The sequence below is a fragment of the Streptomyces sp. NBC_00353 genome (assembly GCF_036108815.1).
Lineage (GTDB): Bacteria > Actinomycetota > Actinomycetes > Streptomycetales > Streptomycetaceae > Streptomyces.
The window spans coordinates 4,981,301-5,008,267 of the sequence record NZ_CP107985.1 but is presented as its reverse complement, the minus strand read 5'-3'; the positions used below and the strand labels follow the sequence as shown (position 1 = coordinate 5,008,267).

The following is a 26,967-nucleotide window of genomic DNA, read 5'->3' as shown; positions in this document are numbered from 1 at the left end:
GTAGGTCATGGCCGGGAACAGCCAGCGCAGGAACCGCCGCACGTCCAACAAGAAGGGCATGCAGGTCGGCAGCGGTGGCCAGCGACGCCGTGGTCTCGAAGGCAAGGGACCGACGCCGCCCGCCTCCGCCCGCAAGGGACACAAGAAGAACCGGGTGGCGAACGCCCAGGCCCGGCAGGCCGCAGTCCGCCGGCCCGCCCCACGGCGCGGTGGCGCCAAGGGCACGTCCGAGATGGTCGTGGGCCGCAACCCGGTCTACGAGGCGCTGCGCGACGGCGTCCCGGCGACCACTCTCTACGTCCAGCAGTACATCGACAACGACGAGCGGGTCCGCGAGGCGCTCCAGCTCGCCGGCCAGCGCGGCAACATCAACCTGATGGAGGCGCCGCGCCCGGAGCTCGACCGGATGACGAACGGCCTGAACCACCAGGGCCTCGTCCTCCAGGTCCCGCCGTACGAGTACGCGCACCCGGAGGACCTCACCGCCGCCGCGTACGACAACGGCGAGGACCCGCTGATCGTCGCGCTCGACGGGGTCACCGACCCGCGCAACCTGGGTGCGATCGTCCGCTCCGTCTCCGCGTTCGGCGGCCACGGCGTGGTCGTGCCGGAGCGCCGCGCGGCCGGGATGACGGCGGGCGCCTGGAAGTCCTCGGCGGGCACGGCGGCCCGTACGCCGGTCTCCCGGGTGACGAACCTGACCCGCGCCCTGGAGGGCTACCAGAAGGCCGGCATCACGGTCGTCGGCCTCGCCGCGGACGGCGAGCACACCGTGCAGGACCTGGAGGCCCTCGGCGGCCCCGTCGTCATCGTGATCGGCAGCGAGGGCAAGGGTCTGGGCCGCCTGGTCGGCGAGACCTGCGACTACCGGGTGCGGATCCCGATGCCGGGTGGCGCGGAGTCGCTGAACGCGGGTGTCGCGGCAGGCATCGTGCTGTACGAGACGGCACGCCGCCGCGCCTGACGCGCCGGGTGACCGGTCCGGGCCGACCGGACCGGTCGGCGGAGCCTCCCGACGGTCGGCGTGGCACCGTCGGCAGGGCCGACCAGCAGCAACGAACCGGTGCGCCGGGAGACCGCAGGCCGGGGAAGTCATCGCAGGCGCTCCTCGCGCCGACGGGGCGGGAGGGCCAATTCCCGTACGCCCGCCGCAGTAACGCGAGTAAGCGCTCCACGGAAAAGCACCCGGTCGGACGTCGGCCGACGGAGGGTGCAGCCGCCACCACCTGTTGACGGGCCTCGGACACATCGGGTCCGTCAAGGCAGTGTCCTAAACACACATCACTCGGTTAGATGAGTGTGGACACCAGAACGCCTCGGTTCGACGAACTACCCGCCCTGAGTATGACCAAGGTGGACTGCGACCCTGCGCAGGTCATCGTCAACCACGCCAGCTTCCGGGTGCAGCTCGCGCCCGGCCGGCAAGCACGGCTGCGTGGTGCCGCTCCCGCGGGTTCGGTCAGGATCCCCGCCATGAGCGGCCCCGGTGCGGGGCGCGGCAGGCGCTCGCCCGTCGTGTGGAGCGGCAAGTCCGCCCCCGGCGACCCCGGCGCCACCGGACTCCTCCAGGCCGTACGGAACTCCACCGCGGGCCGCCCCGCCGACTCGTACGGATCGTACGGTTCGTACGGCTCCGAGTTCGACGACGGACGAGGTACGGGCGCCACGCAGGTCATCCCACGCCTGGACGAGACCCAGCCGAACCCCGTCATCACGGCACCCCACCAGCCCGGCCGCACCGGCAACGGCCCGCTGCTGCCGCCCATGCGGCAGGCGGTCGGCGCCTACGACGCCGTCGACACCGGTCCGTACGAGCAGGGGCCGTACGCGGAAGAGCCCTACGGGGAAGGCGAGTTCGACGAGACCGTCGGGAGCAGGCCACACCGCCACGCCGCGGACACCGTCCGGCACGCGTACTACCCCGGCCGCCGGATGAACCTCGGGGTCGTACTCCTCCCCATGCGGGTCTTCCTCGGCTTCATCTCCATCTACGCCGGCATGGGCAAGCTCTGCGACCCCGTGTACTTCGACGGCGGCGACCGCGGCTCCATGGTCAAGTGGCTGACGTCACTGCACCCTTGGGCGCTCGCCGAACCACTGCGGGACTTCGCGCTCTCCCACCCGGTCGGCGCCGGGCTCACCGTCGCCTTCCTCCAGGTCGTCGTCGGGGTCCTCACCGTCCTCGGCCTGTGGCAGCGGGTCGCCGCCTCCGTCGGCGCCCTGCTCTCCGCCACGCTGCTGGTCACCGTCAGCTGGCGCACCGTCGCCGTCTACGACGCGCCGGACATCATCTACCTCGCCGCCTGGAGCCCGCTGATCATCGCGGGCGCCCCCGTCTACTCCGTCGACGGGCGGCTGGCCGGCGAGGCATGGCGCAGGCTCGGCCCGCGCTCCACGATCTGGGACCTGCGCCGCCGCGTACTGCGCCGCGGCGCAGTCGTCGCCACCGTCGTCGTCGGGCTCACACTTCTGGTCGGCTCGATGCTCGGCGGCGCCGTCCGCTCCTCCGGGGTCGTCACCGTGCCCGGCCCCGACGGCAACCCGACCAACCAGCTGCCGGGAACCCCGCTCCCGCAGGAGTCCACCGGCGGCCAGGCATCGCACACCCCCGCCGGACGGAAGCCGTCACCGTCCCTGTCCAGCTCCGCCACCCCGTCCGCGCAGGCGTCCACGCCCGGTACGGACACCGTCCGCGAGTCCGGCCAGGCCGCCGGCGCAGGACAGCCCAGCCAGACGCAGGGCACCGGCCAGCAGCCCCCGCAGCGGACGACCCCGCAGCCGCCCCCGGCCACCAGCTCCGGACCGACCTCGTCCGGCTCCACCGGCACGGGCGGCGGCTCCACCGGCGGCGGCTCGACCGACGGCGGCTCCACGGGCTCGACGTCCGGCGGCACGTCGGGCGGCGGCCGCAATCCGATCGGTGGCCTGCTCGGCTGAGGGCCGGCGTCCGACAGACACGGAGGGGGCGGTCACCGGGTTCCCGGCGACCGCCCCCTCCGTATCCGTCGTCCTCGATCCGCCTCAGCGGGCCTGCGGGCCGTCCACGTCCAGCTCCCGCGCCGCCTCCGTGAGGTCCTTCGCCGTGTCGATGGCCCGCCAGTACGCCCCCAGCGGCAACGGATACCCGGCCAGCCGACGCTCACGGGCCAGCCGTGGGAACGTCGTCCGCTCATGGTCGCCCCGGTCCGGCAGCAGCGTCGTGAAGGTCGGCGAGAAGACGTACACACCCGCGTTGATCAGATACGGCGACGGCGGCGCCTCGATGAAGTCGGTGATGTGCCCGAACGCATCCGTCTCCACGGCACCCCAAGGGATCCGCGGACGGGCCAGGGCCAGCGTGGCGGTCGCATCGCGCTCCGCATGGAACGCCGCCATCTCGCGCAGTGAAAAACGGGTCCAGATGTCGCCGTTCGTGGCGTACCAGGGCTCCGAAGGATCCGGCAGCCGGGCGGCGGCGTACTTGAGACCGCCGCCACGGCCGAGCGGCTCCGACTCCACCACGGTGGTCACCCGGAGCGGCAACACGGCCTCGGCCAGCCACTCCTGGAGCACCTCGGCAAAATGACCGCACGACACGACGGCATCGGTCACGCCCTCGGCGGCCAGCCAGGAAAGCTGATGGCCGATGATCGGGGTCCCGGTGCCCGGGATCTCGACCATCGGCTTGGGGCGGTCATCGGTGTACGGGCGCAGCCGGGTCCCCTGGCCACCCGCCAGGATCACGGCCTGCGTCGGATACGTATGCATGCCAGGCACGATATGCCGTGCCCGTCCCGCACCGGTCAGCTGAACTGCGCGACACCCGAGGCGAAGGACGTGTCACAGACGGGACGGGAGAACCGCTGCGCCCGCACAGGGCCGTACTGCTCGACCGCGGCCCGGCCCAGCGCCCTGGCGATCGACATGCAGTGCCGGGCGAGCGACGGACGTCCCTCGACGGCCCGCTGGAGATCCGTCAGCGCGGTACCCGGGTCCTTCTCCCGGAGTTCCACGAGCAGCCGGTCGCGCAGCACGTCCTGCGGGGCGCGCGCCACGGCGGACTTCTTCGATACGGTCTCCGCCGACGCGGTGAGTACCTGCGACTCGGAGTTGTGCGCTGCCCACGGCACACGGGTGACCGCGAGGGTCCCGGAGAGGACCATGACGACGGGCAGGACAAGAGCGAGAGTTCGGCCGATGCGGCGCGCGGTGTGGGTCACGCAGCGAGCGTAGCGGGCAGTGATGATTTGGCGACATTTCGTCACTCTCGCGGGGGATGGTTCGAGGGTGCTTTTCGAATCCCGTGTTGACGACCGCCGGTGAAATGACCGAAGTATCGGGGTATTTGGCGGCGTCGCCGGGGTCTCCCCGCCCAAACCTCGGCGTGCGCCCGGATACGCGAACGGCCCCGCACCACGAGGGGTGCGGGGCCGTCGTACGGCGTTGTGCGCGATGTCAGCCGACGAGGCGCTCGCCCGTCGAGGTCGAGAAGACGTGCAGCTCGTCCGGGCGCGGCACGACGTGCAGCTTGGTGCCCTTCTCCGGCACGGCGCGGCCGCCGACGCGGACGACGAGGTCCTTGTCCGCACCGCCGACCTGCGCGGAGCCGTAGACGAAGCCGTCGGCGCCGAGCTCCTCGACGACGTTGACCGAGACGGCCAGGCCGGCCGGGGCGTCGGCGCTGTCCTTGGAGAGCGTCTTGGCGGCGGCGCCACCGTGCTCGACGATGTCGAAGTGCTCCGGGCGGATGCCGACCGTGACCGTGGTGTCACCCTTGTCCGCGGCGGCGGTGAGCGCCTCGCGGGAGACCGGGACGACGCTGTTGCCGAACTTCACGCCACCGTCGGTGATCGGGACCTCGACCAGGTTCATGGCCGGGGAGCCGATGAAGCCGGCGACGAAGAGGTTGGCCGGGCGGTCGTACATGTTGCGCGGCGAGTCGACCTGCTGCAGCAGACCGTCCTTGAGGACCGCGACGCGGTCACCCATGGTCAGGGCCTCGACCTGGTCGTGCGTGACGTACACGGTCGTGATGCCGAGGCGGCGCTGGAGCGAAGCGATCTGCGTACGGGTGGAGACACGGAGCTTGGCGTCAAGGTTCGACAGCGGCTCGTCCATGAGGAAGACCTGCGGCTCACGCACAATGGCGCGGCCCATCGCGACACGCTGACGCTGACCACCGGAGAGCGCCTTCGGCTTGCGGTCCAGGTAGTCGGTGAGGTCGAGCATCTTGGCGGCCTCTTCGACCTTCGCCCGGATCTCGGTCTTGTTGATACCGGCGATCTTCAGCGCGAAGCCCATGTTGTCCGCGACGGACATGTGCGGGTAGAGCGCGTAGTTCTGGAACACCATGGCGATGTCCCGGTCCTTCGGCGGCAGGTGCGTGACGTCGCGGTCACCGATGCGGATCGCGCCGCCGTTGACGTCCTCGAGACCCGCGAGCATGCGCAGGGAGGTCGACTTGCCACAACCGGAAGGACCGACGAGGACGAGGAACTCACCGTCCGCGATGTCGATCTCCAGCTGGTCCACGGCGGGCTTGGTGGAGCCGGGGTAGACGCGGGACGCCTTGTCGAACGTGACACTGGCCATGCTGATCTTCTCCTCCACCGGCAGGAACGTGCCGGACGATCCGAGTAAGGGAGTGGTCTGGTCCACTTGCGTGAACCCTTAGCGACGCTACCTGGCCATCAAGAATCTGTCAGTAGTTCGAGAGGGACGGATATCTCGCACTGGTCAGGTGGTCGCGGACGCGGAAGAACTTCGTGGATCAGGAGGCGGGCCGCTGTGTAGAGTGAGGGAACTTGCGCGCGCGGCTTTGGTGTGCGCGTTGCCTCCTTAGCTCAGCTGGCCAGAGCAACGCACTTGTAATGCGTAGGTCGTCGGTTCGAATCCGACAGGGGGCTCAGCCGGAAAGCCCAGCCCAGACACTGTCTGAGCTGGGCTTTTGTCTTTTAGCGGATGCGGCGGCGGCGGCGGGCGCGGGAGCGGGCCGCGCGGCGGTCTCCAGTCTCAGTTCTGGTCTCAGTCGCGGGCCTAGGCGCCGGTTCCGGGGCGGGTAGGAAGGCGTCTCCCATGCGGCGCATCGCGTCCTTCGAGAGATGCGAGCGACCCTTCACGTAGCGGCGCGTCTGGCTGATCTGGGTGTGCCGCAGGATCTCCATGATCGTGGGCATGTCCACCCCCAGCTCGTTCAAGATCGTTCCCGTCGTGTGGCGGCTTCCGTCGTAGAGGCGGCGGTCCGCGATGCCCGCCTCCGCCAGTAGCTCCTTGAACTCTCCCCAGTCGTCGCGGGGGGCGATGGGGCGTCCGTCGGGCCGGGTGAACACGGCCTGGTGCTCCTGCCAGAGTTCGCCGGCCGCCTTCCGCAGTTCGTCCTGCTGTGCCTTGTGCGCGATCAGGTAGGGAATGAAGGCGGGTGGGATCGGTACTGGGTTGGTGCTCTTCTTGGTCTTGGGGCGGGTGAAGGCCAGACCTCCGCCCTTGCGGTCGGGGCAGATACTCGCGTGTTTGACGCAGGTCGCCGTGCACGGCTTCGGCAACCGCGCTTGTAGCCCCTGTGCGTGGCACAGTCCGGCGGGCAGGGCTCGAAACGGTGAAGGCGCGCCCCGCAGGCAGGGAGCCTTCGGCCATCAGCTCGTAGACGGTGGAGCGGCCGATGGCGAGTGCCTCGGCCGCTTCTTCGGGCTTGTACAGGAGCCGGTCAAACGGGGGCGGCAATCGCGGTGCTCATCCGGGGTGCCTCCAGGGCAGTTCGGCATTGCCTTGCATTGGAGTTGGGCGTGGGCCCTTGAGCCGTGTGTGTCCGAGGTGCGGATTTCTGCGTCACCGCGTCATCAGCGTCACTTAAGGCTCTGACCTGCGGCTTTGGGTGACGCGGCGGATCAGGGCTGCGTCACCGGTGCGTCATCGGCTGCGTCACCGGGTGACGCAGGTGACGCAGCGTCTTCCCTCTTAGGACAAAGAAGGGGCTGCCTGTAGTACTTCGGTGCGCCTTACAGAGCGAAGAAGGAGCCGCTGGGCGGCGCGACCTTGGGCGGCGTTCCGCCGAACAGCAAGAAGAGCATGTGCTCCTCCTGCTGTTCGCTTGAGCGTGCGGATCGCGGATCAGAACGCCCGCGCCTGCGCGTGGGTCGGCGGGGCGACCGTGCGGGTCATTTCGAGGTAGCGGCCCGCCTTAGTGCGGCCCGAGTCGATAAGGACGCCCCGGGCGGCCAGCGTCGGTTGGAGACGCTTGAGTCGGTCGGAGAGGACGCCGTACGCGGCGACGTACGGGCCGTCGCGCCAGATGCCGTGGCGGTAGCCCCGGACGTAGCCGCGGTGGCGGGGGTGGACGGGTTGGGGGAAGGTCCAGCCACCGAGTTCGAAGTAGCGGTGCATCAGCACCCCGAGGCCGAACTGTTCCCCGCACAGGCGGATGTCCTTGCGGACGTCGGAGCCGGCCACGTTCTCCATCACGTACGGCCGGCCCGTCGCTTCCAGGGCGGCGCGGCGCGGTAGAACTTTCTCTGTGCACCCGCCTGGGGTGGAGCGGCGGGGATTGTCTGATGCCCCATTGTGATGCGCGGGTGTACAACCCCGTGTGGATGCCGGCTGTCTGTAAGGCGCTGGATGGATGAGCCTTTGGTGCCTTTCCGTACGGAGATTGGGGATCAGGTGGGGAAGCAGGTCTGGAGAGTCGTCGTGGCCGGTGGTGCGGCGGCGGTGTTCACGGCCGTGTCCGCGGTGCCGGCCGGGGCGGCCGAGGGTGGGGTCTCGTTCACCCGTGTCCAGGTGAACGGCGGCAAGCCGATTGTGATCGGGGTGTCGAAGGAGGTGGCGGTGCCCGCCTCCTTCCGGATGGCGACCACTCACAATTGGAAGTGGCCGGCGGTGTTCCTGTACCGCGGTGGTGCGGGTGATCGGCTGTGGCACGCCATCGAGACGAGCGACTGCATCAAGGTGAGCTCGGGCGTCTGCGACATCAACGAGACGATGTACTTCGACCCGAGCATATGGGCCATGCGCAACAGCGAGGCCGGGGCCTGGAAGGTCGGGGCCGAGGTGTCCTTCGAGGGCGGCGGTGGTGACACCGACGACGAGGGTCTGACGGTCCACGTCAAGCGCAACTCCCGCCTGACCGTCAACGCCTCGCCCGAACCGGTGTCCAAGGACAGGACCATCACCGTGACCGGAAAGGTCACGCGGGCCAACTGGGAGACGAGGAAGTACGCCTCCTACGGAGGCCGCCTGGTGAGCCTGCAGTTCAAGCCTGCCGGCGCCGCCTCCTACACCACGGTGAAGAAGGTGTACGCGAACGGCTCGGGTGATCTCAGGACGACCGTGAAGGCCTCCAAGACGGGTACATGGCGGTGGGTGTACTACGGCAACACCACCACCGGGCCGTCGACGTCGTCCGGGGACAACGTCGTGGTGAAGTGATGTCCGCGGTGCTGGCGGGCCTGGTATCAGCGCCTGACATCAACGGCCGTGTACATCGGCACCCACGCACGTACTGGTGTCCGCTCACGGGCAAGACTTCTCCCGCGAGAGGCTGGCCAGCCTCAACGGCGCACCCGCCTACGGATCAGAAGGCCGCAGAGCACCACACTGACAGCGAGCTTGGGCCAGCACCCACAGGACAAGTCTTCCTTCACCGCCGCTCGTTGTCCTGTTCCTTGTCCAGTTCGCTCACGCCCGCCTTGGTTCACCGACGTACGCCAGCCCTCTCTGATCTGCCGAGTGGCCGTCCATGAACGCTCACGGATGGCCACTCGCACAGTTGGAAAGCGCCTTGGACGTCCCCGAACGGATCGAATCAGAGCTCCTATCCCGTCCACCGCCTCCACAGGCAGGGCCGAGCAGAGGCGGTCCCTGGAGTTGAGATCGTTCGTGCGGTGGCGCGCTGCACCTGGATCTCTTACGGCCGCAGCCGGGCGCGCCTCGCTGACTTCCCGTCAAAACTCGCCCTATATGTCGTCTGTTTCGATTTCCCCAGTTCACGGTTCTTCTGATCCCCAGAGCGGCCCCCTTCCTGTCGGGGTCGCAGGGCCGTGGCGCCAGTTGCAAGGAGACAGCGATGCATCTGACCGACCCGGCAGGTAAACGTGCACGTCGCGGTCCGGGGCCGAATAGGAGCGGGCCCTGGGCGTGGCTACGGGCGTGCGTGGCGGGGCTGGCTGTGCTGGCGGGACTGGCCCTGCCGGCCGTCTCCTCATCCCCGGCCTGGGCTGACCCATCTCCTGACGCGTACGTCACCAACTTCGGCTCGGGCAATGTGTCGGTGATCGACACCACCACCAATACCGTCGTCGCCACCGTCCCCGTCGGCAGCGGCCCGCAGGGTGTGGCGATCACCCCGAACGGCCGACGCGCCTACGTCACCAACCGAACTTCGAACACTGTGTCGGTGATCGACACCACCACCAACACCGACGTAGCCACCATCCCCGTCGGCACCGGCCCGATCGGTATCGCGATCACCCCGAACGGCCGACGCGCCTACGTCGCCAACGTCCTCTCGGGCGTGTCGGTGATCGACACCACCACCAACACCGTCGTCGCCACCGTCCCGGTCGGCACCTTCCCGATCGGTATCGCGATCACCCCGAACGGCCGACGCGCCTACGTCACCAACTTCGGCTCGGGCAATGTGTCGGTGATCGACACCACCACCAACACCGTCGTCGCCACCGTCCCGGTCGGCACCTTCCCGATCGGTATCGCGATCACCCCGAACGGCCGACGCGCCTACGTCACCAACTTCGGCTCGGGCAATGTGTCGGTGATCGACACCACCACCAACACCGTCGTCGCCACCATCCCCGTCGGCACCAACCCGCACGATGTCGCGATCACCCCGAACGGCCGACGCGCCTACATCGTCGCCAACAACGGCACGAACGACGTGTCGGTGATCGACACCGCCACCAACGCCGTCGTCGCCACCATCCCCGTCAGCGGCTTCGTCACGGGCGGTGTCGCGATCACCCCGTACGGCCGACGCGCCTACGTCGCCGTCGGCAGCTCGAACGATGTGCAGGTGATCGACACCACCACCAACACCGTCGTCGCCACCGTCCCTGTCGGCGCCGGCCCGGCCGCTGTAGCGATCACCCCGGGGAATGGCAGAAACCACAAGCCCCACAAGCCCGAGGAACCGAAGAAGCCCGGCCATCACTGATGACAGCGAACAAACCCCCGAAACGCAGGAACGACTGACACGAGGTGTCGTTGTCCTGGTCTTTGTCCAGTGCGCTGACGGACACCTCCGTTCATCGCCGTACGCGCACCCCGTCTGACCTGCCGCGTGAACCCCCACGGACACCTCCGCACGGTCATGCGGACAGTTGGAAAGCGTGCACCAGCCAAACCGATGATTGGCCGAGGCGCGGGGGCCAAACGGGGGGCCAACGGCAGCAGCCCTACCCCTCTCAGAAACCGACACCTGCGGCTGCCAGCCGGCTGTGACTGCTGCTCCTGAGCAGCCACAGAACGAACGTGGAGGCGGCCGCCCGATATACATCGGGCCGCCTCGCCGCGGCCTTCTGATCCGTAGCTCTTACAGAGATCGGTCAGTGACGGTCATGCAGGTGGCCTCAGGGTCTCCGGCGGGTGCTGCGGGACGGGGAGGGGCGCTGTGGTTGCTGTACCTCGCTGCTGTACGCGAGCGAGGTCTGCTCTGAGACGTTCGAATGTCGTTCCCCATTGCCTGCCTGCGGAGCTCGCCGGGAGGGTGTGATGGGGAAGTGTCATCGTCTTGCAGTCCTGTCGGGCAATGGATTCAGCCGATTGGTCGTATTTGCTGCTGTGTCTGGGTGAGGAGGTGTTGCGGTTCGCCGGAAGTGGTGCGGGAGGGGGCATTGCTGCTCCCTGTGTCCGGGAGGCGGACGAGGGGCCGTCGGTGCTCCGGCGGTTCCTGCACTTCAAGGAGAGCCATGCGGTACACCACACTGTCCGGCATCGCCGCCCTGGCCACGCTCGTGGTCAACGGCGTGAGCGCGGTACCGGCCGACGCGGCAGGATCGGGTATCCCGGTGCCGTGCGACACCACGGCGCTGACCACCGCGCTCGCCACGGCGCCGGCGGGATCCACGCTCGTCCTCGCCCGCCACTGCACCTACCACCTGACCACGGCCTACGCCGGCGCCGACGGACTGCCCCCCATCGACAGGCAACTCACCATCGAGGGCCGGGGCTCCACGATCGTCCGTGACGGGCTGACGGCCGGTGTCTTCCGCATCTTCCACGTCACCTCCACCGGTGATCTGCGGCTCGACGACCTCACGATCCGCGGCGGCAACACGCCCACAACGGGGGGAGGAATCCTCGTCGACGGCTCCGGCAAACTGAAGCTCAACAAGGTCACCCTCGACAACAACCACGCCGACAACGAGGGGGGCGGCGTCGATGTCGAGTCAGGAGCCAAGGCGTACATCACCCGCAGCGAGTTCACCTTCAACAACACGGGCCTCATGGGCGGAGGCCTGCAGTCGGACGGCGACGTCACCACCGACAGCGTCGTGTTCGACCGCAACTACGCCAGCTTTTATGGCGGTGCCATCGATCACGAGAGTGGTGACTCGGTTTACCGCAACACGACCCTGAAGAACAACACCAGCGGCAATGACGGCGGCGGGATCGATCTCGACGGCGGCACCGCGCGGTTCATCAACAGCAAGATCCTCAACAACACCACGACGGGTGCAAGCGGCGGCGGGATCTGGAGTCGAGCCTCGGTGACGCTCATCAAGACCGAGGTCGCCGGTAACGTCGTTGGAGACTCCAGCGGCAAGGGCGGCGGCATTTTCCAGGAAACCGGCGGCACTCTGGTGCTGCGGGACAGCTCGGTCAACCGCAACAGCGTCAACGGATCGGGCACTTCACAGGCCGGCGGCATTTACAACCAAGGTGGTGCGGTGACGCTCGATCACAGTGAGGTGAACAACAACGCCTCCACCGACGCGCCGGGCGGGGTGTACTCCAGCACCCAGTTCACGGTGAACCGGTCAGAGATCCGGCACAACATCCCCACCAACTGCGACGGCAGCCCCGTCATCGTCACCGGCTGCGTCGGCTGACCCCTCACGCCTCAAACCCGGCGGGCGTCCGGTCACCCCCCAGCGCACTGTGACGAAGGTGATCGCTGGACCTTGCCACCTCCTCAACCCGCCACCTTCCCCAGCTCCCATCCCGTCCGTCGTCGACCCATACACCTGGAGCGGGCGTGGGTCGATGGCGTACGGGATGGGAGCACCCCACGCACCCCACGCACGCCACTACGGACCCGCGGTCGGGAACGGCGCCCCCTCCATCCCGGTGTCGGCCGGTGACGCCGGGACGGTCCCGGCCCGCACACGGGCAGGCCGGGACCGCTCGTGGCCGCTGTCGGCGGCCGGGGAATCAGCGCAGCCGCGCGTCCAGACGGATCTGGACCAGCGTGGTCTCCACGCCGCTGTCGACGAGGCGGCCGTCGGGACCGAATGCCCCGGCACCGTCGGTCATGCCGAAGTCGTTGTCGTTGATGACCGCGATCGTCCGCGGGTCGACGACGGCGACGCCCTCGATCTTCTTCGGCGCGCCGGGCACCGTGTCGAGGTCGACGACGAGCTTCTTCGACAGCACCGGCACCCCCGCGGCCGCCGGGTTCGGCAGTGCCTCCAGCGACGGGGTGGTGGCGGTCGAGTCCCAGGCGGTGCCCAGGATGTTGTTCTCGCGCCGCAGCACCACCCGGTGGAGACGGGCGGCCCGGTCCGTGCGCTCCTGCACCAGCAGGGTGTCCGGGCCGATCGCGACCACCGAGGAGACCTTCAGCTCGGTCGGGTCGTCCTCGCCCGGGTCCACCGTGCCGACCGGGTCGAAGGCGTAGGCGTACTCGGCCGTGACCGTGCCCCGGCGGGGCGAGAAGCGCAGCAGACGCGTGGTCCCCGACGCCTCGCCGACCTGCTTGGAGGGGTTGAGCAGCGGGCTCTGCAGGGCGATGACCAGGTCCCCGCCGGGAAGTTGGGCGAGGCCCTCGAATCCTCGGTTGCCCTTGCGGGTGAGGAACACCGACGGAAGACCCTCGACCACCGGGTAGTCGGCGCCCTTCAGGGCCAGGCCCTTGGGGACGTACCGGGTGAGCACCCGGCCGGTCGCCGAGACGTGGACGAGCGACGGGCCGTACTCGTCGACCAGCCAGAACGTGCCGTCGTGAGATCGCACGATGCCTTCGGTGTCCAGCCCGGCGGGGTTGAACCCCAGCGGGGTGGAGGCGTCGTAGGTGTACGGGATCTCGTCACGGCTGCTCTGGTTGGACAGGCCGGTCACGGGTGCGCCGCTGCGCGTTCTGATCGGGAGCGCCTTGAGGACCTCGAGCCTGGAGCCCTCGACCTCGACCTTGACGATCGCGGGGTCGAAGCCGGGGACCGGGAAGGTCCGCCGGTTGGCACCGTCGATCTTGATCTGGCCGTTGGGGCCGCGGTCGGTGACGGTCCAGAACTCTCCGGGTCGCCCGGCCGGGAAGAGGTCGCTGCCGATGCCGCCCAGCTCGACGCCGTGGTCGTCGGCCACCGAGTGATGCAGCAGGGCGTTGGAGAAGGTGGCGAGCGGGATGTCTGGAAGGGTGGACGTGCGGACGACCTTTCCGGAGACACCCCGCTCGGGTCCCGACTGGGTGGTGGCGTCAGCCGCGGCCGGCAGCAGCAGGGAAACGGCAAGTGCCGAGACTGCCGCGACGGCGATCCGGCGGCGGGCCCGTCGAGTCATGTGTGGGTACCTCCACAACTGGAAACAGTGAAGGGCCAGGTTGGACACCGGTGATGAACATCCGTCAGCAGAGCGGTGAAGCGAGGGCGTCGCGCCCCCGTCGATAAGGATCGCGGGGAACGCGGAACGGCGGGGTGGTCGCCGTGCGTGCGCTGCCCCAGGGCGAGTTGCCCTGGGGGAGACCGGTCAGGCGCCCTTCAGGTGCCGCATCAGGCGTTCGAAGTCCTGCCAGCCGGACAGATCCGAAGGGTCGCCGGGCAGCGGGTAGTACAGCGCGGGGCGGGTCTTCGGGCCGAGCTGGACCGGGGGCTCGGACAGCGGGGTGCGCCGGGCGCGGTCGCCGGGCATCTCGCGGACCTCCTCCGCGCCGAGCACGAACGCCACCGGCACGCCGGGACCTTCGAAGCGGGGCGGTACCGCCAGGTCGCGGCGGGCCTTGCGGAGCTGGATCAGCATCGACTGCAGGTGGTGGCGGGTGGCGAGGATTTCTGCCACCCGGGGCAGGGCGTCCACCGGTGGCTCCTCGCCGGCCCCGTAGCCGAACGCCAGGGTGACGTCCTCCTCCACGCCCCCTGTCGTGCGGCTGATGCGGACCGTGGCGAGGCCGGGCCGGTCGGGGCCGCCGACCACCACGACCCAGGTCGGCGCGGGCGACCTGTCGTGGGCGACATCGGTGAGCTGGCGCAGTGACCAGGGCAGGTTGGCGGGCTCGGCGGTGCCCCAGCCCGCCGGAGGGTTGCCGGTGAGCTCGCGCCATACCGATTCCAGGGCGCCGCCGAGCACCAGCCGGTCGTCGGCGGGGTGGACGGTGCGGAACGAGATGGCGAGCTGGCGCTCGCCGGTGTCGGCGAACTCCTTGAAGGAGGCGGCCACCGGGGTGCGTGGGTCGTCGGGCGTCGCGTCGGCCGCCTCGACCGTTGCGAACATGCCGTTCTGCCAGCTCAGCACGGCGCCGGACAGGCCGTCGTAGTAGCCGTCCCGCTCGTCCTGCACGACCCAGCGCGACGGCCAGCCGGTCAGGCTGTTGCGTACGGCGGGGGAGAGCGTGGTGCCCGGGGAGGTGACGATCTGGAGGCCGAGTTCGGCGTCGGCGGTGGCCCGGAACGCGTCGGAGAGCCAGGCGGTCATGGCGACCACCGGCCGGTCCTGGATGACGACGGCCACCTTGTCGGTGAGCGCGTCGATCGCGGGCTGGGCCGCGGCGGGCGTGGGTGCGACGCTGACGCCGTCGGTCTTCACCACGGCGACGGAGCGCGCGGCCTCCGGTGGCCAGGCGGAGCCCCCGGCGAGGGTGATGAGGCGGGCCGCGAAGGTGCCCGCGAGCCGCTCGGCCTCCTCGACGCCGGTGGTGGCGCGTGCTTCGGTCCACCAGAACGGGACGGCGGGTGCGGTCGCCCCGAGCAGCCGCTCGGCCTCGCCGGCGACCTGTACGAGCAGCGGTGCCTCGACGGAGACGAGGGGGCGGCCTTGCTCGTCGCAGAGCCGTACGACGGCGTCCTCGCCCACGGTCTCCACCAGCTTGTCGGGGCCTCCGGAGAGCAGACCGGCGAGCACGGTCAGCGGGTCGGGCATTCTCCGGGTGAGGGCGATGACGTCCTTGGTCATGTGGTCGTCCGGTCCTTCGTGGTGCGGGGCGTGGATGTCGGTGCGGTTCCGCCGATGGGCGCCGTGCGCGGGACGGTTCCCGGGGGAGTCACCCGGCGGTGTACACGGTCTGGATCAGTCGGTTCGACTGGCCTCTGCGGATGAGCACGCCGCGGCCGGCCGGCTGCTGGGTGGCGTACACCCCGGGGAACAGCTGGCCTTCGCTGCGGTCGCCCGCCATGAGGATCGCGGAGGCGCCGGACTCCCGCAGGCCCTGCATCAGCGGCTCGTACATGCCGCGCGAGGCGCCCGCGACGCGGCGGGTCAGGACGAAGTGGAGCCCGATGTCGACCGCGGAGGGGATGTACGGCAGGAAGGGGGCGAGCGGGGCGAGCCCTGCGGTGGTCAGTACGTCGTAGTCGTCGACGAGGACCACGATCCGTGGACCGCTGCCCCAGCTGCCGGGCTCCAGGTCCTCGGTGTCCGCGCTGTCGTCGGGCAGCCGTTTCTCCAGCTCGGTGGCGATGCCGGCGGCGAGGCCGGCGCACATCTTGGCGTTGTACGCGTAGCCGCCGCGGAACTCCTCGGGGATCGCGCCGCGCAGTCCGCGCCGCGGGTCCATGACGGCGAATACCAGCTCGTCCTCGCTGTAGCGCTCGATGAGTCCGCCGGCGACGGTTTTGAGCAGGTTCGTCTTGCCGCACTCGCTGTCGCCCATGATCAGCAGGTGCTGGTCGTGGTGGAACAGGTCGAGCAGGACGGGTGCGAGGGCTGTTTGGTCCAGGCCGATCGGTACCCGCTTGGGCTCGGCGACCGGGCCGGGCAGCAGATGCGGTTCCAGGACGTGCGGCAGGACCCGTACGGGCTGGGCGACGTCACCGCTCCAGGTGGCGCGGACGGTGCGGGCCGTCCGTTCCAGGACGGCGCCGAGGTCGGACGTGTCGGGGAGCCCGTCCGTACGGGGGAGCGCGACCTGTGCGAAGAGTTTGCTGTCGGTGAGGATGCGGCCGGGCTCGTCGGGCGACAGGGTCTGGGCGAGCTTGCGGTCGATGCTGGACTCGCTGGGGTCGTTGAGGCGCAGCTCGACGCGGGTGCCGAAGTTCGACTGGGTGGCGATGCGGACGTCGTTCCAGCGGAGCATGCCTGCGACGACATGGATGCCGTAGCCGCCGCCGCGCTTGAGGATGTCGACGACGGCGTCGTCGAGCTCCTCGAAGTCGTCGCGGAGTGCGCCGAAGCCGTCGATGATGAGCACGATCTCGGCGGAGGCCAGCTGGGGCAGCCGGCCTGCGGCGTGCAGGGTGCGCAGCTGCTCGACGGAGTCGATGCCGTGTTCGCGGAAGAGTTCCTCGCGGGCGGCGAGTGCGTTGCGTACTTCTTCGACGGTGCGTCCGGCGCGTTCGCGGTCGGCGCGGCCTGCGACGCCGCCGACGTGCGGCAGGTCCGCCAGTGCCTGGAGGCCGCCGCCGACGAGGTCGAGGCCGTAGACGCCGACTTCCTGCGGGGTGTGGGTCAGTGCGATCGACAGGGCGAGTGTGCGCAGCAGGGTGGTCTTGCCGGACTGCGGGCCGCCGATGACGGCGGCGTGGCCGCCCGCGACCGTGAGGTCCAGGTACCACTGGCCCTGCCACTGTTTGGTGGGGTCGTCGAGCAGACCGAGCGGAACTCGGAGTGGTCCGCTCCGCTTGGCCAGCTGCATGCCGCGCGGGCCGACGTCGAGCGGGCCGGCGACCTTGTCCAGGGCGATGGCGTCGGGCAGCGGCGGCAGCCAGATGCGGCGTACGGGACCGGCGGCGTTCTCCAGCTGTCCGACGATGACGCCCATCTCGGTCGGCCCGGTCTCGCGACGCCGTACGGTCGGCTCCTGCTCGCCGGAACTCTCCTTCTTCGCGAGGGTGTTGAACGCCTCGTACTCGAGGGCGAGCGGCCCGGTCTCCACCTCTTCCGCGCGCTGTACGGGGCCGCGGTAGGCACCGGAGACGTAGCTCGCCTTGAAACGCTCGTAGTGGCTGGTGTCGACCTTGAGGTAGCCGAAGCCGGGCAGCGGCGGCAGGTGGAAGGCGTCCGTGGTGTCCAGGACCGTGCGGGACTCGTCGGCGGAGAAGGTGCGCAGGCCGAGCCGGTACGAGAGGTAGGTGTCCAGGCCCTTGAGCTTGCCGCCCTCGATGCGCTGGCTGGACAGCAGCAGGTGCACACCGATGGAGCGGCCGATGCGTCCGATGGACAGGAACAGGTCGATGAAGTCCGGCTTGGCGGTGAGGAGTTCGCCGAACTCGTCGATGACGACGAACAGGTGCGGCAGCGGGTCCAGGTCGGGTCGCCTGTCGGAACGCAGGGCGGCGTAGTCACCGATGTCGGCGACGTTGCCCGCGTCCTTGAGGACCTGCTGGCGGCGCTTGACCTCACCGGCGAGCGAGGCGTGGACGCGCTCGACGAGACCGGCCTGGTTCTCCAGGTTGGTGATGACACCGGCGACGTGCGGCAGGTCGGCGAACGGTGCGAACGTCGCACCGCCCTTGTAGTCGACGAGGACGAGCGCGAGGTCCTCCGGCGGGTGGGTGGCGACCAGGGCGAGGACGAGGGTGCGCAGCAGCTCCGACTTTCCGGAACCGGTGGCGCCGACGCACAGGCCGTGCGGGCCCATGCCGAGCTCGGAGGACTCCTTGAGGTCGAGGAGCACCGGCTCGCGGGCGTCGCTGACACCGATCGGCACGCGCAGGAAGGAGCGTTCGCCGCGCGGCGCCCACAGGCGTGCGAGGTCGAGCTGCGCGACGTCGTCGATGCCGAGCAGGTCGGCGAAGTCGACGGGTCCGGACAGCGGGGCGTCGACGAGGGACTCGGCGGCGAGCCGCAGCGGTGCCAGCATCCGGGCCAGACCCTCGGCGAACGGGATGCTGACCTCGTCCACGGTGCCGTGGGCGCTGATCGGTTCCTGTTCGCGCAGGTCCTCGATGACCACCCGGTCGCCGTCGACGGTGATGCGTACGCCGACGTGTCCGGGCTCCTGTACCCGCTGTTCGAGCAGGTGCAGCATCGTGACGCTCATCTCGCGCAGGCCCACCGCGTCGTCGGGGCAGGGCAGGTCCACGGCGTCCTCGCCGTGCCCGTCGGCGACGACGAGCAGACGGGACGTCATGGACAGGGCGTCCTTGCCGGACAGGCCGCGGCGCACCTCGGCCGCGTACGAGGCGCGGCGGCGCAGCTCCGCTCCGATCTGCCGGGCGAGCTGGGGTGCGGACGGGGCGATACGGCGGGCGGCGACAGGGCCGTCGAGCTGCTCGGGGTCGAGCAGATGCGGCATCCACTTGGCCCACTCCCAGTCGGCGAGCCGGTCGCCGGGTACGGCGAGGGCCATCGCCACGTCGTCGGGGGCGTGGGTGGCGGCGGTCTGGACGAGCAGGGCGCGGGCGACGCGCAGGCAGTCCTCGCGGGGCCCGATCACGCTGACGTTGCCGACGCGGTCGAGCGGGACGGTGAGCGGGAGTTCGGTGCCGGTGCGGAACCGGGACATCAGCGCCGACGCCTCGTTGAGCATGAAGCGGTCGGGCGGGGAGAGGACCGAGGAGCCCTGCTGGGCGACCTTCAGATCGCGTACGGGCATTTCGCCGGTGCCGACGCGGACCCGCAGGAAGTCGCCGTCGAGGCGGCGGCGCTCCCACAGCCGGGCCGGGTCGCGGACTATGTCGTACAGGGCGTCCGGCGGCGGCGTGAGGATCTCGGTGCGTTCGCGTCGTTCGCGTTCCTCGCCGGAGAGTTCCTCGCGCAGGTCCTCCAGATAGGCGAGATAGGCCTCGCGCTGGGTGCGGCGGGTGCGCTGGGCCTTGCCGCGCTGGGAGAAGACGAGCGCGACGGAGCCGATGACGGTGACGACGAGGATGATTGCGCCGAGCCCGGCGAACTGACTGTTGCGTACGACGGTCATCATCACGACGGACGACATGACACCGGCGACGGGCAGCAGCGACATCGCGATGTTGCCCGACTTCCCCTCGGGGAGGTTCGGCGGCGCCTCGATGGTGCGTGCCTCGGAGGGGGGCGCGGGCCGGGTGGTCCTCGCCGGGCGGTGGATCAGTCGGGTACTCATCGGCGTCCGTCACTCACGGTCGGGCTCGGCATCTGGGTCAGTGGCGCTTCTGGGAGAGCTGGAAGACGTCCGCGGCGAGGCGGGTGGCGGCTTCCCGGGTCGAGTGGGCGAGCAGCTCGGTACGGATCAGGCCGCCGGCCGCGAGGTGCCGGTCGTACGGCAGGGCCTGGACGCTCGCCCCGGTGGACCTGAGCTTCTCTGCGGCCTCGGCCAGGTCGAGTCCCGGGTGCGGCACCAATTCTGTGAGCACGACGACCGTGCCGGCGATGACATGCTGCGGCAGCCCCTGCATCCACTGGAGCACCGAGTACGTACTGGTGACGCCCTCCAGCGTGGCGGGGGCGGTCAGGACGCGGGCCTGGGAGGCGGAGAGCGCGACCCGGGCGACCTCGGCGGGCAGCGTCTCGCAGTCGACGACCGTGACACCGAAGTAGCGGCGCAGCGAGACCATGACGCCCTCGTACGCCTTGCTGCCCAGCATCGCGCCGATCTGCCCCTGGCTTCCGGGCAGCAGCCAGGCGTTGCCAGGCAGTTGGACGAGGTAGCCGGTGATGTCGAGCAGCGACATCTGCGGTTCGACGATGTCCGCGAAGTCGCCGATGGTCCAGCGCAGCGTCTCCGCGCCGAGGCGCAGCGGCAGGGAGCCGAGCGCCGGATCGGCCTCGACGACGAGGACCGGGTCCTGCCGGTAGTGCGCGTACGTGGTGCCGAGCAGGGCCGCGACCGTCGTCTTGCCGGCGCCGCCCCGGATGGAGGTGACGGAGATCTGCCGGCCGGTCGTCACAGGCTGCTGGAGCACCTCGGCGATCCGGGTGATCTCGGCGACCTCCTTCGCGGCCGACGAGGAGACGGTACGGCGCAGGGCGCGCGTGGCACGCGAGGCGAACGACTGCCCGTGCCGGGGCTTGCGCCCTGCGGTGACCAGGCTCTTGTCCACCACGGGCCGGGAGTCGGGGGTGTGGTGGGGGCGGGTCGTGGGGGTGTAGGCGGAGGTGTGCGCGGGCGTGGCCCGGGGATGCTGCTGCGCGGGGGCGGCCTGCTGGGGCGGGTAGCCGTAGGCGGGGTCCGGTGCGGGGGCTGCCTGTTGCTGCGGCGCGTGCCCGTGCGTGGGGTCCGGAGCGGGCGAGGCCTGCGGGTACGCGGCGGGGGCCGCCTGCGGGTATCCGGTGGAGCCTGCGGGGGTGCCCTGCTGGGGCGGGTAGCCGTAGGCGGGGTCCGGTGCGGGTGCGGGGGCGCCCTGCTGCTGTGGTGCGTATCCGTACGGGGCGTCGGGTATGGGGCCGGCCTGCTGCTGGGGCGGGTACCCGTATGCGGCGTCCGGCGCGGGGGCGGGCTGGGCGTATCCGGCGGGGGTGCCCTGCGCCGGCGGGTACCCGTAGCCGGACTCCGGTGCCGGGGTGCCCTGTTGGGGTGCCGCGTGCCCGGGGGCGGCGTTCGGCGTGGGGCCGCCCTGCGCCTGTCCGGCGGGGCCCTGCGCGCCCTGCTGCCCCGCTCCTTGCTGCGGATTGCTCTGCCGGCCGGCGCCGCCGCGCAGGTCGCGCAGCACATCGCCCTGCCAGTTGTCTCCGTTCGGCATGTCAGCCTTCCTCTTTCCGCCCTGCTGCCCCGCTCGGAGCGCCTGAGCGTGGACTCAGAACTTGTTGAGCAGCTGTCCGTACACGCCGAACGCCCCGACGGCGAGCGGGAAGAGCCCCACGACGCCGATGGACTCGACCAGGTCGGCCATGCGCCGCAGGCGGACCTGCACGTGCTCGGGCGGCTGTACCGCCAGGACGAGCAGCGGCAGGACCGCGGCCGCGCACAGCACGGCGAGCGGCCCGGCGCCTCCGGAGTGCTGCATCCACACCATGACGAGGCGTACGACGAGGACCGCGGCGGCGGCGATGAGCGCCACGACCTCGGCGACCAGCGGGAAGGCCCGGGCCCGGGAGAGCAGTACGAGGGCCACGAGTGCGGGGAGCGCCGCGGTCCACACGGTCGGTGTCTGCGCCTGGGTGAGCAGCCAGCCGCCGGCCGCCGCGGAGACGGCGGTGACCGTCGTCGCGAGAGCGAGGCCGCGGTGGGTGGCCGCGAGCGCGTTGCCCACCTGGTGGCGGCTGACGGAGACGCCGCCGGAGCGACGGTCGTCGAGTGCGGTCAGCCCGGAGGCCATCAGCGCGAGCCGGGGCAGCAGTCCGAGCAGCACCACGGAGAAGACGGCCATGACGGCGCCGAGCCGGGACAGGTCGTCCTGGACGGCGGCGACGGCTTCCCACACCACGGTGATCGCGGCGGTCGCCACGGCCCCGATGAGTCCGCCGCGGCCGAGCGGTGAGAAGTAGCCGAGCAGCAGCAGTACGAGGACGAGCGCGCCCGCGACGGCCGCGAGCCGTGCGGTTCCCGACCAGTCGTAGGCGTCCGCGGCGGTCCAGGCGGTGAGGATGCCGAGGCCGCCGGAGGCGAGCAGCAGGGCGGTCGCGAGGCCGCGGTTGCCCTGACCGATCCTGGCGACGAGCGCGCCGGCCACCAGGAGGAGGAGTGTGACGGCGACGAGCGCGCCCGCGAGGGCGTCGAGCGCGAACTCACGGCGGGCGAGCAGTGCCGCGATCACCGCGAATGCCACGGTCGCCACGCCCGCGCTGGCCCGGCGGGCGGCGGGACGCCAGCGCCACGCCTGGAGGTCGAGGTCGTCGGCCACCAGATCGGTGACGTCGTGCACGACGGGGGCGGGCGGCGCGGAGTGGGCCCGGACCAGCCGGAGTACGGCGCCGTCCGCGATCTCGGCCGAGGACAGGGTGCTGTCGTGCGGCAGCGCGGAGCCGTCCGATGTGATCAACTGGCGTGTCATCGGGCGCGATGCGGCCCGGTCGTCCAGCAACTGCAATATGTCCGGGAGCAGTTGGCCGATCGGTGTGTCGGACGGCAGGACGATGTCGGCCCGGCGTCGCTCGCCCACCAGGGTCACCCGGCTCAGCTGAGCCCGGGAAGTCATTGCTGTGCTCACCACTTTACGGGAACCTATCGTCGCGACGTTGAGGACGGGGGCCGGCTGGACGCGCCCATGGTGCTGTTCACGGAAGTCGTCATCGGGTGGTCGGCACTACGGAGAACCGGGGCTGGATTTCCCGGACTTGTCCGGTTTCGCCGCGGGTGTCGGCTGCTCGTACTGCTGCTCCTGGCGCTGCTGCTTCTCCTGCTCGGCCTTCTGCTTCGCCAGCGTGTGCTGGAGGAAGGACCACCCGACGCATCCCGCGCACAGGACGGCCGCGATGGCGATCCCGGCGAACACCTTCCCGAGCCGCTCGTCCGCCGTGCGCCGCGACCGCTGCACACCGAACAGCAGCGCGTCCCGCATCCTGCGGCGGCGTACCGCCACCGACTCCAGAAGCTGGCTGTCGTAATCCCGTGCCATTCGTCGTCCGCTGCCTCAGTCGTCCATTGCCTCGGTCGTCGGTGAACCGTCGCGCGTACCGCGTCCTGCGTCCACTGCATGAACGTTGCTTCGCCCGGCCACTGCCCATCGGGCACGCCCGACGCGCGCCAGGGCGTCGGCGCCGGCCGATGTCGTCCGCGGCGCTGCAGTCGGCTGCGTGTGTTGCGGCATACGGAAATCCCCCTTGCTTTGCCTCCGCAACATAAGGCATGGACAAGTCAGCAGTACAACCCGGAGCCGGGAGTGGGACAGACCCCGGACAATCATGAAGCAGAGCCAAAGGACAGGAATCAGGGCGATACAGACGGTGCACCGGTGAGTTGTGGGGCAGGAGATGGGGAACGGCGGGGCGCCGGGGGTGCTCGGTCCACAACCATGCCGATGAACGACCGGTACTGCTCGGCGCAGTGGGCCTGCACCCACTGAGTCGGGCGGCTCAGTGGCTCACGCACCGGCTTCGGTGCGCGCGTGTGCCTGCCCGAACACCGAGGAATCCGATGAGCCACTCGGGGCGTACCGCGCGCAGACGCGGGGGCAACTCCAGGTCATCGAGCGGACCCTGGATCGGAATGCGGGTGGTCGCGGCCGTGCCGCCCAGCGGAGAGATGAACCAGTCCGGTGACTCCGCCTATGTCAGGGAGGGGCTTATCTCTCGCCCTTGCGCCAGTTCTTCGTGGGCCGACCCTTTTCGTCCCACTGGTGATCCGCCAGCAAGGTCAACCCGTCTTCGGCGAACACGCGCTCAGCGGCGAGCGTGCCGTTCGGGTGCCACTCTTTGGAAACCCCTACAGGAAGCCCCATGCGGGCTGTTCCCTCGGATCTGAGCGTGCCGTCCTTGTACCACTCACGGCTGGGACCGTCCTGCACGCCGGCCACGTAGGAATCCAGGCTGACAACAACGCCCCCCAGGCGTTCTTCGGCCTCGCCCGTGAAGAGTTCCCCCCCGGTACAGCACGCGCTGTCCCGGATCCATATCGACCTCGGGGTCGTCGAAGCCGAGACCCACGGCGTCGAGCCCTTTACCGTCCGATTCCTGCAGCCATTCACGCAGTCGTTCGGCGGCGGCTCGGTCGGCAGGGAATTCCTGCGGCGTCCAGCCCTTACGGATGCGAGATGACATCATCTTCCCCACGGCATCGGACCTTCGCCCCCCGTAACCGGGCCGGACGCCAATGTGCGTGATCACATGTTCTCCCCTGGAGCTCAGGTGGGGAACTCGCCGAGCCAGCTGCGTTGCAGGAGGTGCTTGGGCAGGTAGGCGGACTCCACTGCGAGAGGGATCTCGCCGTCGTGAGCGAGGCAGGCCAGGGCAAGAGGGCCCAGAGCGATACGACCATCGGGATCCTTGGCCCGGTCCTCGTCAGCCGTCCAGTACGCCTTGTGCAGTTCAAGCGCCTCCACCAGAGCCTGGTTGAAACCCTGCTCGTCCTTCCGTGCGAAGCGGTGGAACAGGCCGATCGGCGGGTACAGAACTCCCTGGAGCAGATCCCGGGGAGTGACCGAGACCGCTTCGGGATAGGACCCTTCGATCGCAGCCACCAGCTTCTCCACCAGGCCAGGACGCTGTAGCCAGTACGCCTGCAGAGCATCCACCCAGTGGTAGATGTACTCGTCGTACTCTCCCTCGGGCGAACGCAGACGATCCAGCGGAATCTGACACAGCTGCGTCATCCTCTTCTGGTCACGGCACACGATCGCCAGCCAGAACGCCGTCAGCCAGTTTCCCGCGTCGGCGAACGAACGCTGCCCGATGGCCGGGAGAGTCCGCATCTCACGATTGATGCGGCACTCGACGGTCCCCTCGGTCGCCCCCGTCACGGCGAACAGCGCCGACCCCACCTGCATTGCGGCGACCACCGCTTCCCATGTTTCCAGCTCCGCGGCCTGCGGATCGACCGTGCAACGCGCCTCCACATGGAGAAGGGCGGTACGGAACGCGGAGTCGATCATGGTCGGCGATGCTTCGAGCCGATCGATGGATTCGGCCAGGCCCTCGCCGAGAAGTTCGGCCCACTGCGCGGAGTTGGGCCCCGCCTCACTATGCCGGGGAACAGAGATGGTCACGGGGTGCTCCGTCCAGCGATATCGCTGATAGTGGTCGAAGAGATTGATCGGCGGATAACACCGACGGGGTACGGGAATTCCGCAAGCTCGATTGGTCCGGAGCTCCCGCAGGGCAGGGACGCACTCCGCTGTCACCGAGGAAGGCAACGTCATCAACTGCGAGTCTGCGTTCAGGTGTCGTACTCGCCGACCCAGTTGCCCTGGAGGAGAGCCTTGGGCAGGTATTCGGACTCGATCTCGATCGGAATACCGGCGTCATGGGCCATACAGGCGATGGCCAGTGGGGCGAGAGCGACCAGGCCTTCGCCACTCAGAGAACGCGCCTCGTTGGCGGTCCAGTACTCCTTGTGACAGGTGAGAGCGTCGACCAGCGCCGCGTTGAACTTCTCGGCGTCCTGTCGCTGGTAGCGGTGGAAGAGCTCCAGTGGCGGATAAAGGATCTTCAGCATCAGCTCTTTGCCGGCGACCTGTGCCCTCTCGGGGGCGGTTCCATTGACCGCCGTGACCAGGGTGTCCCAGGTTTCCCGCCGCCCGAACCAGGCGTTCTGCAGGGTTTCCACCCACGCGTAGATGTACTCGTCGAACTCCGCGCCGGACTCGCGAAGGAACGAGATGGGCACCTGCGCCAGCTGATTGAGACGCTCGTTTTCGCGGCAGATCGTTGCCAGATAGAAGGAAGTGAGCCAGTCCCCCGCGTGCAGGTAATCCTGTGGGCCGGTCGCGGGCAGGTTCTTCACCTCGCCCCTGTTGCCGATATGGCACGGCACGGGCCCTTCGGCCGCCGTACCTGAGATGAACAGGGCGGAGCCGACCTGCATGGCCGTGACCCACGCCTCCCATGTCGGGAACTCCGTGGCCATCGGGTCCGTCAAGCAGTGCCACGCCGCTGCAGCCAGGGTGTAGCCCAAGGCATCGAAGCGGTCGAACTCGGACGTCTCAAGATCGTCGAGCACCTCTTCGGCGGCCTTGATGATCGGCGCCATGGTTGCAGCCGCGTTGTCCGTGCGGAAGTCGTGGCGGGGAATGTGCGTGACCACTGGTTCTCTCATTCGTCGACCAGGAGAATGCAGGGGGTCAACAGGGGCACTGGCCCACAATGAGGAGTGACATCACGGATCGGGACTGCGGTGACGGTCGCGGCGTCGACATCGGGTTTCGGGCGGACTCGAGCCGCTGAGGTGGGCCCTGGCACACCATGCAAGGGAAGGGTGACGGTCACAGCCCTCACGCCGACGGCTCAGGCATCGACCTCGCCCGCCCAGCCGAACTCCAGGAGCTCCTTGGGCAGGTACTCCGATTCGACTTCGATTGGGATGCCCCCGTCGCGGGCCAAGCAGGCCAGGGCGAGCGGGGCAAGAGCGACCAGACCGTCGCTGCTGAGAGAGCGTGCCTCGTCTGCGGTCCAGTACTGCTTGTGCCAGGTGAGGGCGTCGACCAGCGCCTCGTTGAACTGTGCTGTGTCGACACGCTGGTAGCGGTCGAAGAGATTGATCGGAGGGTAGAGGATCTTCAGCACCAGTTCCGTGTCGGTGTTGCCGATCGTCTCGGGGGCGGTGCCTTTCGCCGCAGCGACGAGCTTGTTCCACATGTCCTCAGCGCGACCGGCCCAGAAGCTCTGCAGAGCCTCCACCCAGTCGTAGATGAACTCGTCGAACACCGCACCCGAAGCACGCAGGAACGAGACGGGCACCTGCGCGAGCTGCTCCAGACGCTGGTTCTCGCGGCAGATCACCGCCAGGTAGAAGGAGGTCAGCCAGGCCCCCGCATGCAGGTACGGCTTCGGCCCGGTCGCCGGAAGGTTCTTCACCTCGCCGTCGACCCCGATCCGGGACGGCACCGGGCCCTCGAGCGCGGTGCCCGCGGCGAACAGGGCCGAGCCGACCTGCATGGCCGTGACCCAGGCCTCCCACGTCTCGAACTTCGTCGCCTCAGGATCGGTCGCACAGCACGACTTAGCCACGGTCAGAGTGCTGCTCAGGGCGCGCGAGCCGGCCATCTCGGACCCTTCGAGCCGAGCGATCACCCGATTCGTGCTCTGAGCCCGCGCCGCGATGGCCTCCGCGGTTTCCTCCGTCGGGAAATCGTGGCGGGGAATGCTCGTGACCACTGAAACTCTCCT

The 26,967-nt window shown here is 69.6% G+C and carries 19 protein-coding genes, 1 tRNA gene and 2 pseudogenes; 6 read left to right on the top strand and 16 right to left on the bottom strand.

Features of this window, described 5'->3' with window-relative positions:
• Window positions 1–7: 7 nt before the first annotated feature.
• Together rlmB and OHA88_RS22600 are read left to right on the top strand one after the other, a co-directional pair.
• Window positions 8–964: a 23S rRNA (guanosine(2251)-2'-O)-methyltransferase RlmB gene (gene rlmB / locus OHA88_RS22605; protein ID WP_030929505.1), complete on the top strand. Its 957-nt coding sequence runs from the start codon at window positions 8–10 to the stop codon at window positions 962–964.
• Window positions 965–1,344: 380 nt separating this feature from the next.
• Window positions 1,345–2,937, top strand: a complete 1,593-nt coding sequence (locus OHA88_RS22600; protein ID WP_328626838.1) for a DoxX family membrane protein — start codon at window positions 1,345–1,347, stop codon at window positions 2,935–2,937.
• 84 nt (window positions 2,938–3,021) lie between these two features.
• Here the strand turns inward: OHA88_RS22600 and OHA88_RS22595 are convergent, their stop codons facing one another.
• From OHA88_RS22595 to OHA88_RS22585, 3 genes are all read right to left on the bottom strand, one after another.
• Window positions 3,022–3,747 (bottom strand): nucleotidyltransferase family protein, encoded by a 726-nt coding sequence (locus OHA88_RS22595; RefSeq protein ID WP_267003539.1) that lies wholly within the window; start codon window positions 3,745–3,747, stop codon window positions 3,022–3,024.
• A gap of 35 nt (window positions 3,748–3,782) precedes the next feature.
• The gene (locus OHA88_RS22590; RefSeq protein WP_267003537.1) at window positions 3,783–4,199 is read right to left on the bottom strand and encodes a hypothetical protein; all 417 of its coding nucleotides are present in this window, start codon (window positions 4,197–4,199) and stop codon (window positions 3,783–3,785) included.
• A 235-nt stretch (window positions 4,200–4,434) separates the two neighbouring features.
• Entirely contained in the window at window positions 4,435–5,571 is a 1,137-nt protein-coding gene (locus OHA88_RS22585) for an ABC transporter ATP-binding protein (protein WP_267003535.1), read from the bottom strand.
• 240 nt (window positions 5,572–5,811) lie between these two features.
• Between OHA88_RS22585 and OHA88_RS22580 the strand changes: the two genes are divergently transcribed.
• Window positions 5,812–5,885: transfer RNA gene (locus OHA88_RS22580), tRNA-Thr, on the top strand.
• 48 nt (window positions 5,886–5,933) lie between these two features.
• Here OHA88_RS22580 and OHA88_RS22575 read toward each other — a convergent pair.
• The 3 genes and pseudogenes from OHA88_RS22575 to OHA88_RS44650 all read right to left on the bottom strand — a co-directional run.
• A pseudogene (locus OHA88_RS22575) lies at window positions 5,934–6,595 on the bottom strand (tyrosine-type recombinase/integrase); the annotation flags it as partial.
• Window positions 6,595–6,712: pseudogene (locus tag OHA88_RS22570) on the bottom strand (helix-turn-helix domain-containing protein); the annotation flags it as partial. The pseudogenes OHA88_RS22575 and OHA88_RS22570, both read right to left, overlap by 1 nt.
• A 374-nt stretch (window positions 6,713–7,086) precedes the next feature.
• On the bottom strand, window positions 7,087–7,425 hold the full coding sequence (locus tag OHA88_RS44650) for a hypothetical protein (RefSeq protein WP_425898640.1): 339 nt from the start codon (window positions 7,423–7,425) through the stop codon (window positions 7,087–7,089).
• A 210-nt stretch (window positions 7,426–7,635) separates the two neighbouring features.
• Here OHA88_RS44650 and OHA88_RS22560 point away from each other — a divergent pair, with 210 nt between their 5' ends.
• The 3 genes from OHA88_RS22560 (at window position 7,636) to OHA88_RS22550 (ending at window position 12,038) form a co-directional block, all read left to right on the top strand.
• Entirely contained in the window at window positions 7,636–8,400 is a 765-nt protein-coding gene (locus tag OHA88_RS22560) for a hypothetical protein (RefSeq protein ID WP_328626837.1), read from the top strand.
• Window positions 8,401–9,124: 724 nt separating this feature from the next.
• Entirely contained in the window at window positions 9,125–10,141 is a 1,017-nt protein-coding gene (locus OHA88_RS22555; RefSeq protein WP_328626836.1) for a YncE family protein, read from the top strand.
• Window positions 10,142–10,895: 754 nt separating this feature from the next.
• A complete protein-coding gene (locus OHA88_RS22550) occupies window positions 10,896–12,038 on the top strand; it encodes a hypothetical protein (protein ID WP_328626835.1) in 1,143 nt (380 codons plus the stop codon).
• Between the two features lie 322 nt (window positions 12,039–12,360).
• Here the strand turns inward: OHA88_RS22550 and OHA88_RS22545 are convergent, their stop codons facing one another.
• From OHA88_RS22545 to OHA88_RS22500, 10 genes are all read right to left on the bottom strand, one after another.
• Entirely contained in the window at window positions 12,361–13,704 is a 1,344-nt protein-coding gene (locus OHA88_RS22545; protein ID WP_328626834.1) for an esterase-like activity of phytase family protein, read from the bottom strand.
• Between the two features lie 186 nt (window positions 13,705–13,890).
• Window positions 13,891–15,309, bottom strand: a complete 1,419-nt coding sequence (locus OHA88_RS22540; protein ID WP_328626833.1) for a DUF6177 family protein — start codon at window positions 15,307–15,309, stop codon at window positions 13,891–13,893.
• A gap of 88 nt (window positions 15,310–15,397) precedes the next feature.
• Window positions 15,398–19,372, bottom strand: coding sequence for a type VII secretion protein EccCa (eccCa, locus tag OHA88_RS22535; RefSeq protein ID WP_328626832.1), 3,975 nt, complete (start codon window positions 19,370–19,372; stop codon window positions 15,398–15,400).
• A gap of 37 nt (window positions 19,373–19,409) precedes the next feature.
• Window positions 19,410–20,948, bottom strand: a complete 1,539-nt coding sequence (locus OHA88_RS22530) for a hypothetical protein (RefSeq protein WP_328626831.1) — start codon at window positions 20,946–20,948, stop codon at window positions 19,410–19,412.
• A gap of 54 nt (window positions 20,949–21,002) precedes the next feature.
• Window positions 21,003–22,343 (bottom strand): type VII secretion integral membrane protein EccD, encoded by a 1,341-nt coding sequence (gene eccD, locus OHA88_RS22525; protein WP_313938503.1) that lies wholly within the window; start codon window positions 22,341–22,343, stop codon window positions 21,003–21,005.
• A gap of 108 nt (window positions 22,344–22,451) precedes the next feature.
• Window positions 22,452–22,763 (bottom strand): hypothetical protein, encoded by a 312-nt coding sequence (locus OHA88_RS22520; RefSeq protein WP_030929537.1) that lies wholly within the window; start codon window positions 22,761–22,763, stop codon window positions 22,452–22,454.
• A 666-nt stretch (window positions 22,764–23,429) separates the two neighbouring features.
• Window positions 23,430–23,660 (bottom strand): toxin-antitoxin system YwqK family antitoxin, encoded by a 231-nt coding sequence (locus tag OHA88_RS22515; protein WP_328626830.1) that lies wholly within the window; start codon window positions 23,658–23,660, stop codon window positions 23,430–23,432.
• Window positions 23,661–23,987: 327 nt separating this feature from the next.
• Window positions 23,988–24,848, bottom strand: a complete 861-nt coding sequence (locus OHA88_RS22510) for an immunity 49 family protein (protein WP_093773454.1) — start codon at window positions 24,846–24,848, stop codon at window positions 23,988–23,990.
• Window positions 24,849–25,018: 170 nt separating this feature from the next.
• Window positions 25,019–25,885, bottom strand: coding sequence for an immunity 49 family protein (locus OHA88_RS22505; RefSeq protein ID WP_328626829.1), 867 nt, complete (start codon window positions 25,883–25,885; stop codon window positions 25,019–25,021).
• Window positions 25,886–26,085: 200 nt separating this feature from the next.
• Window positions 26,086–26,955 carry an immunity 49 family protein gene (locus OHA88_RS22500; protein WP_319740391.1) on the bottom strand — a complete coding sequence of 290 codons (870 nt, stop codon included), beginning with the start codon at window positions 26,953–26,955 and terminating at the stop codon, window positions 26,086–26,088.
• Window positions 26,956–26,967 lie beyond the last annotated feature (12 nt).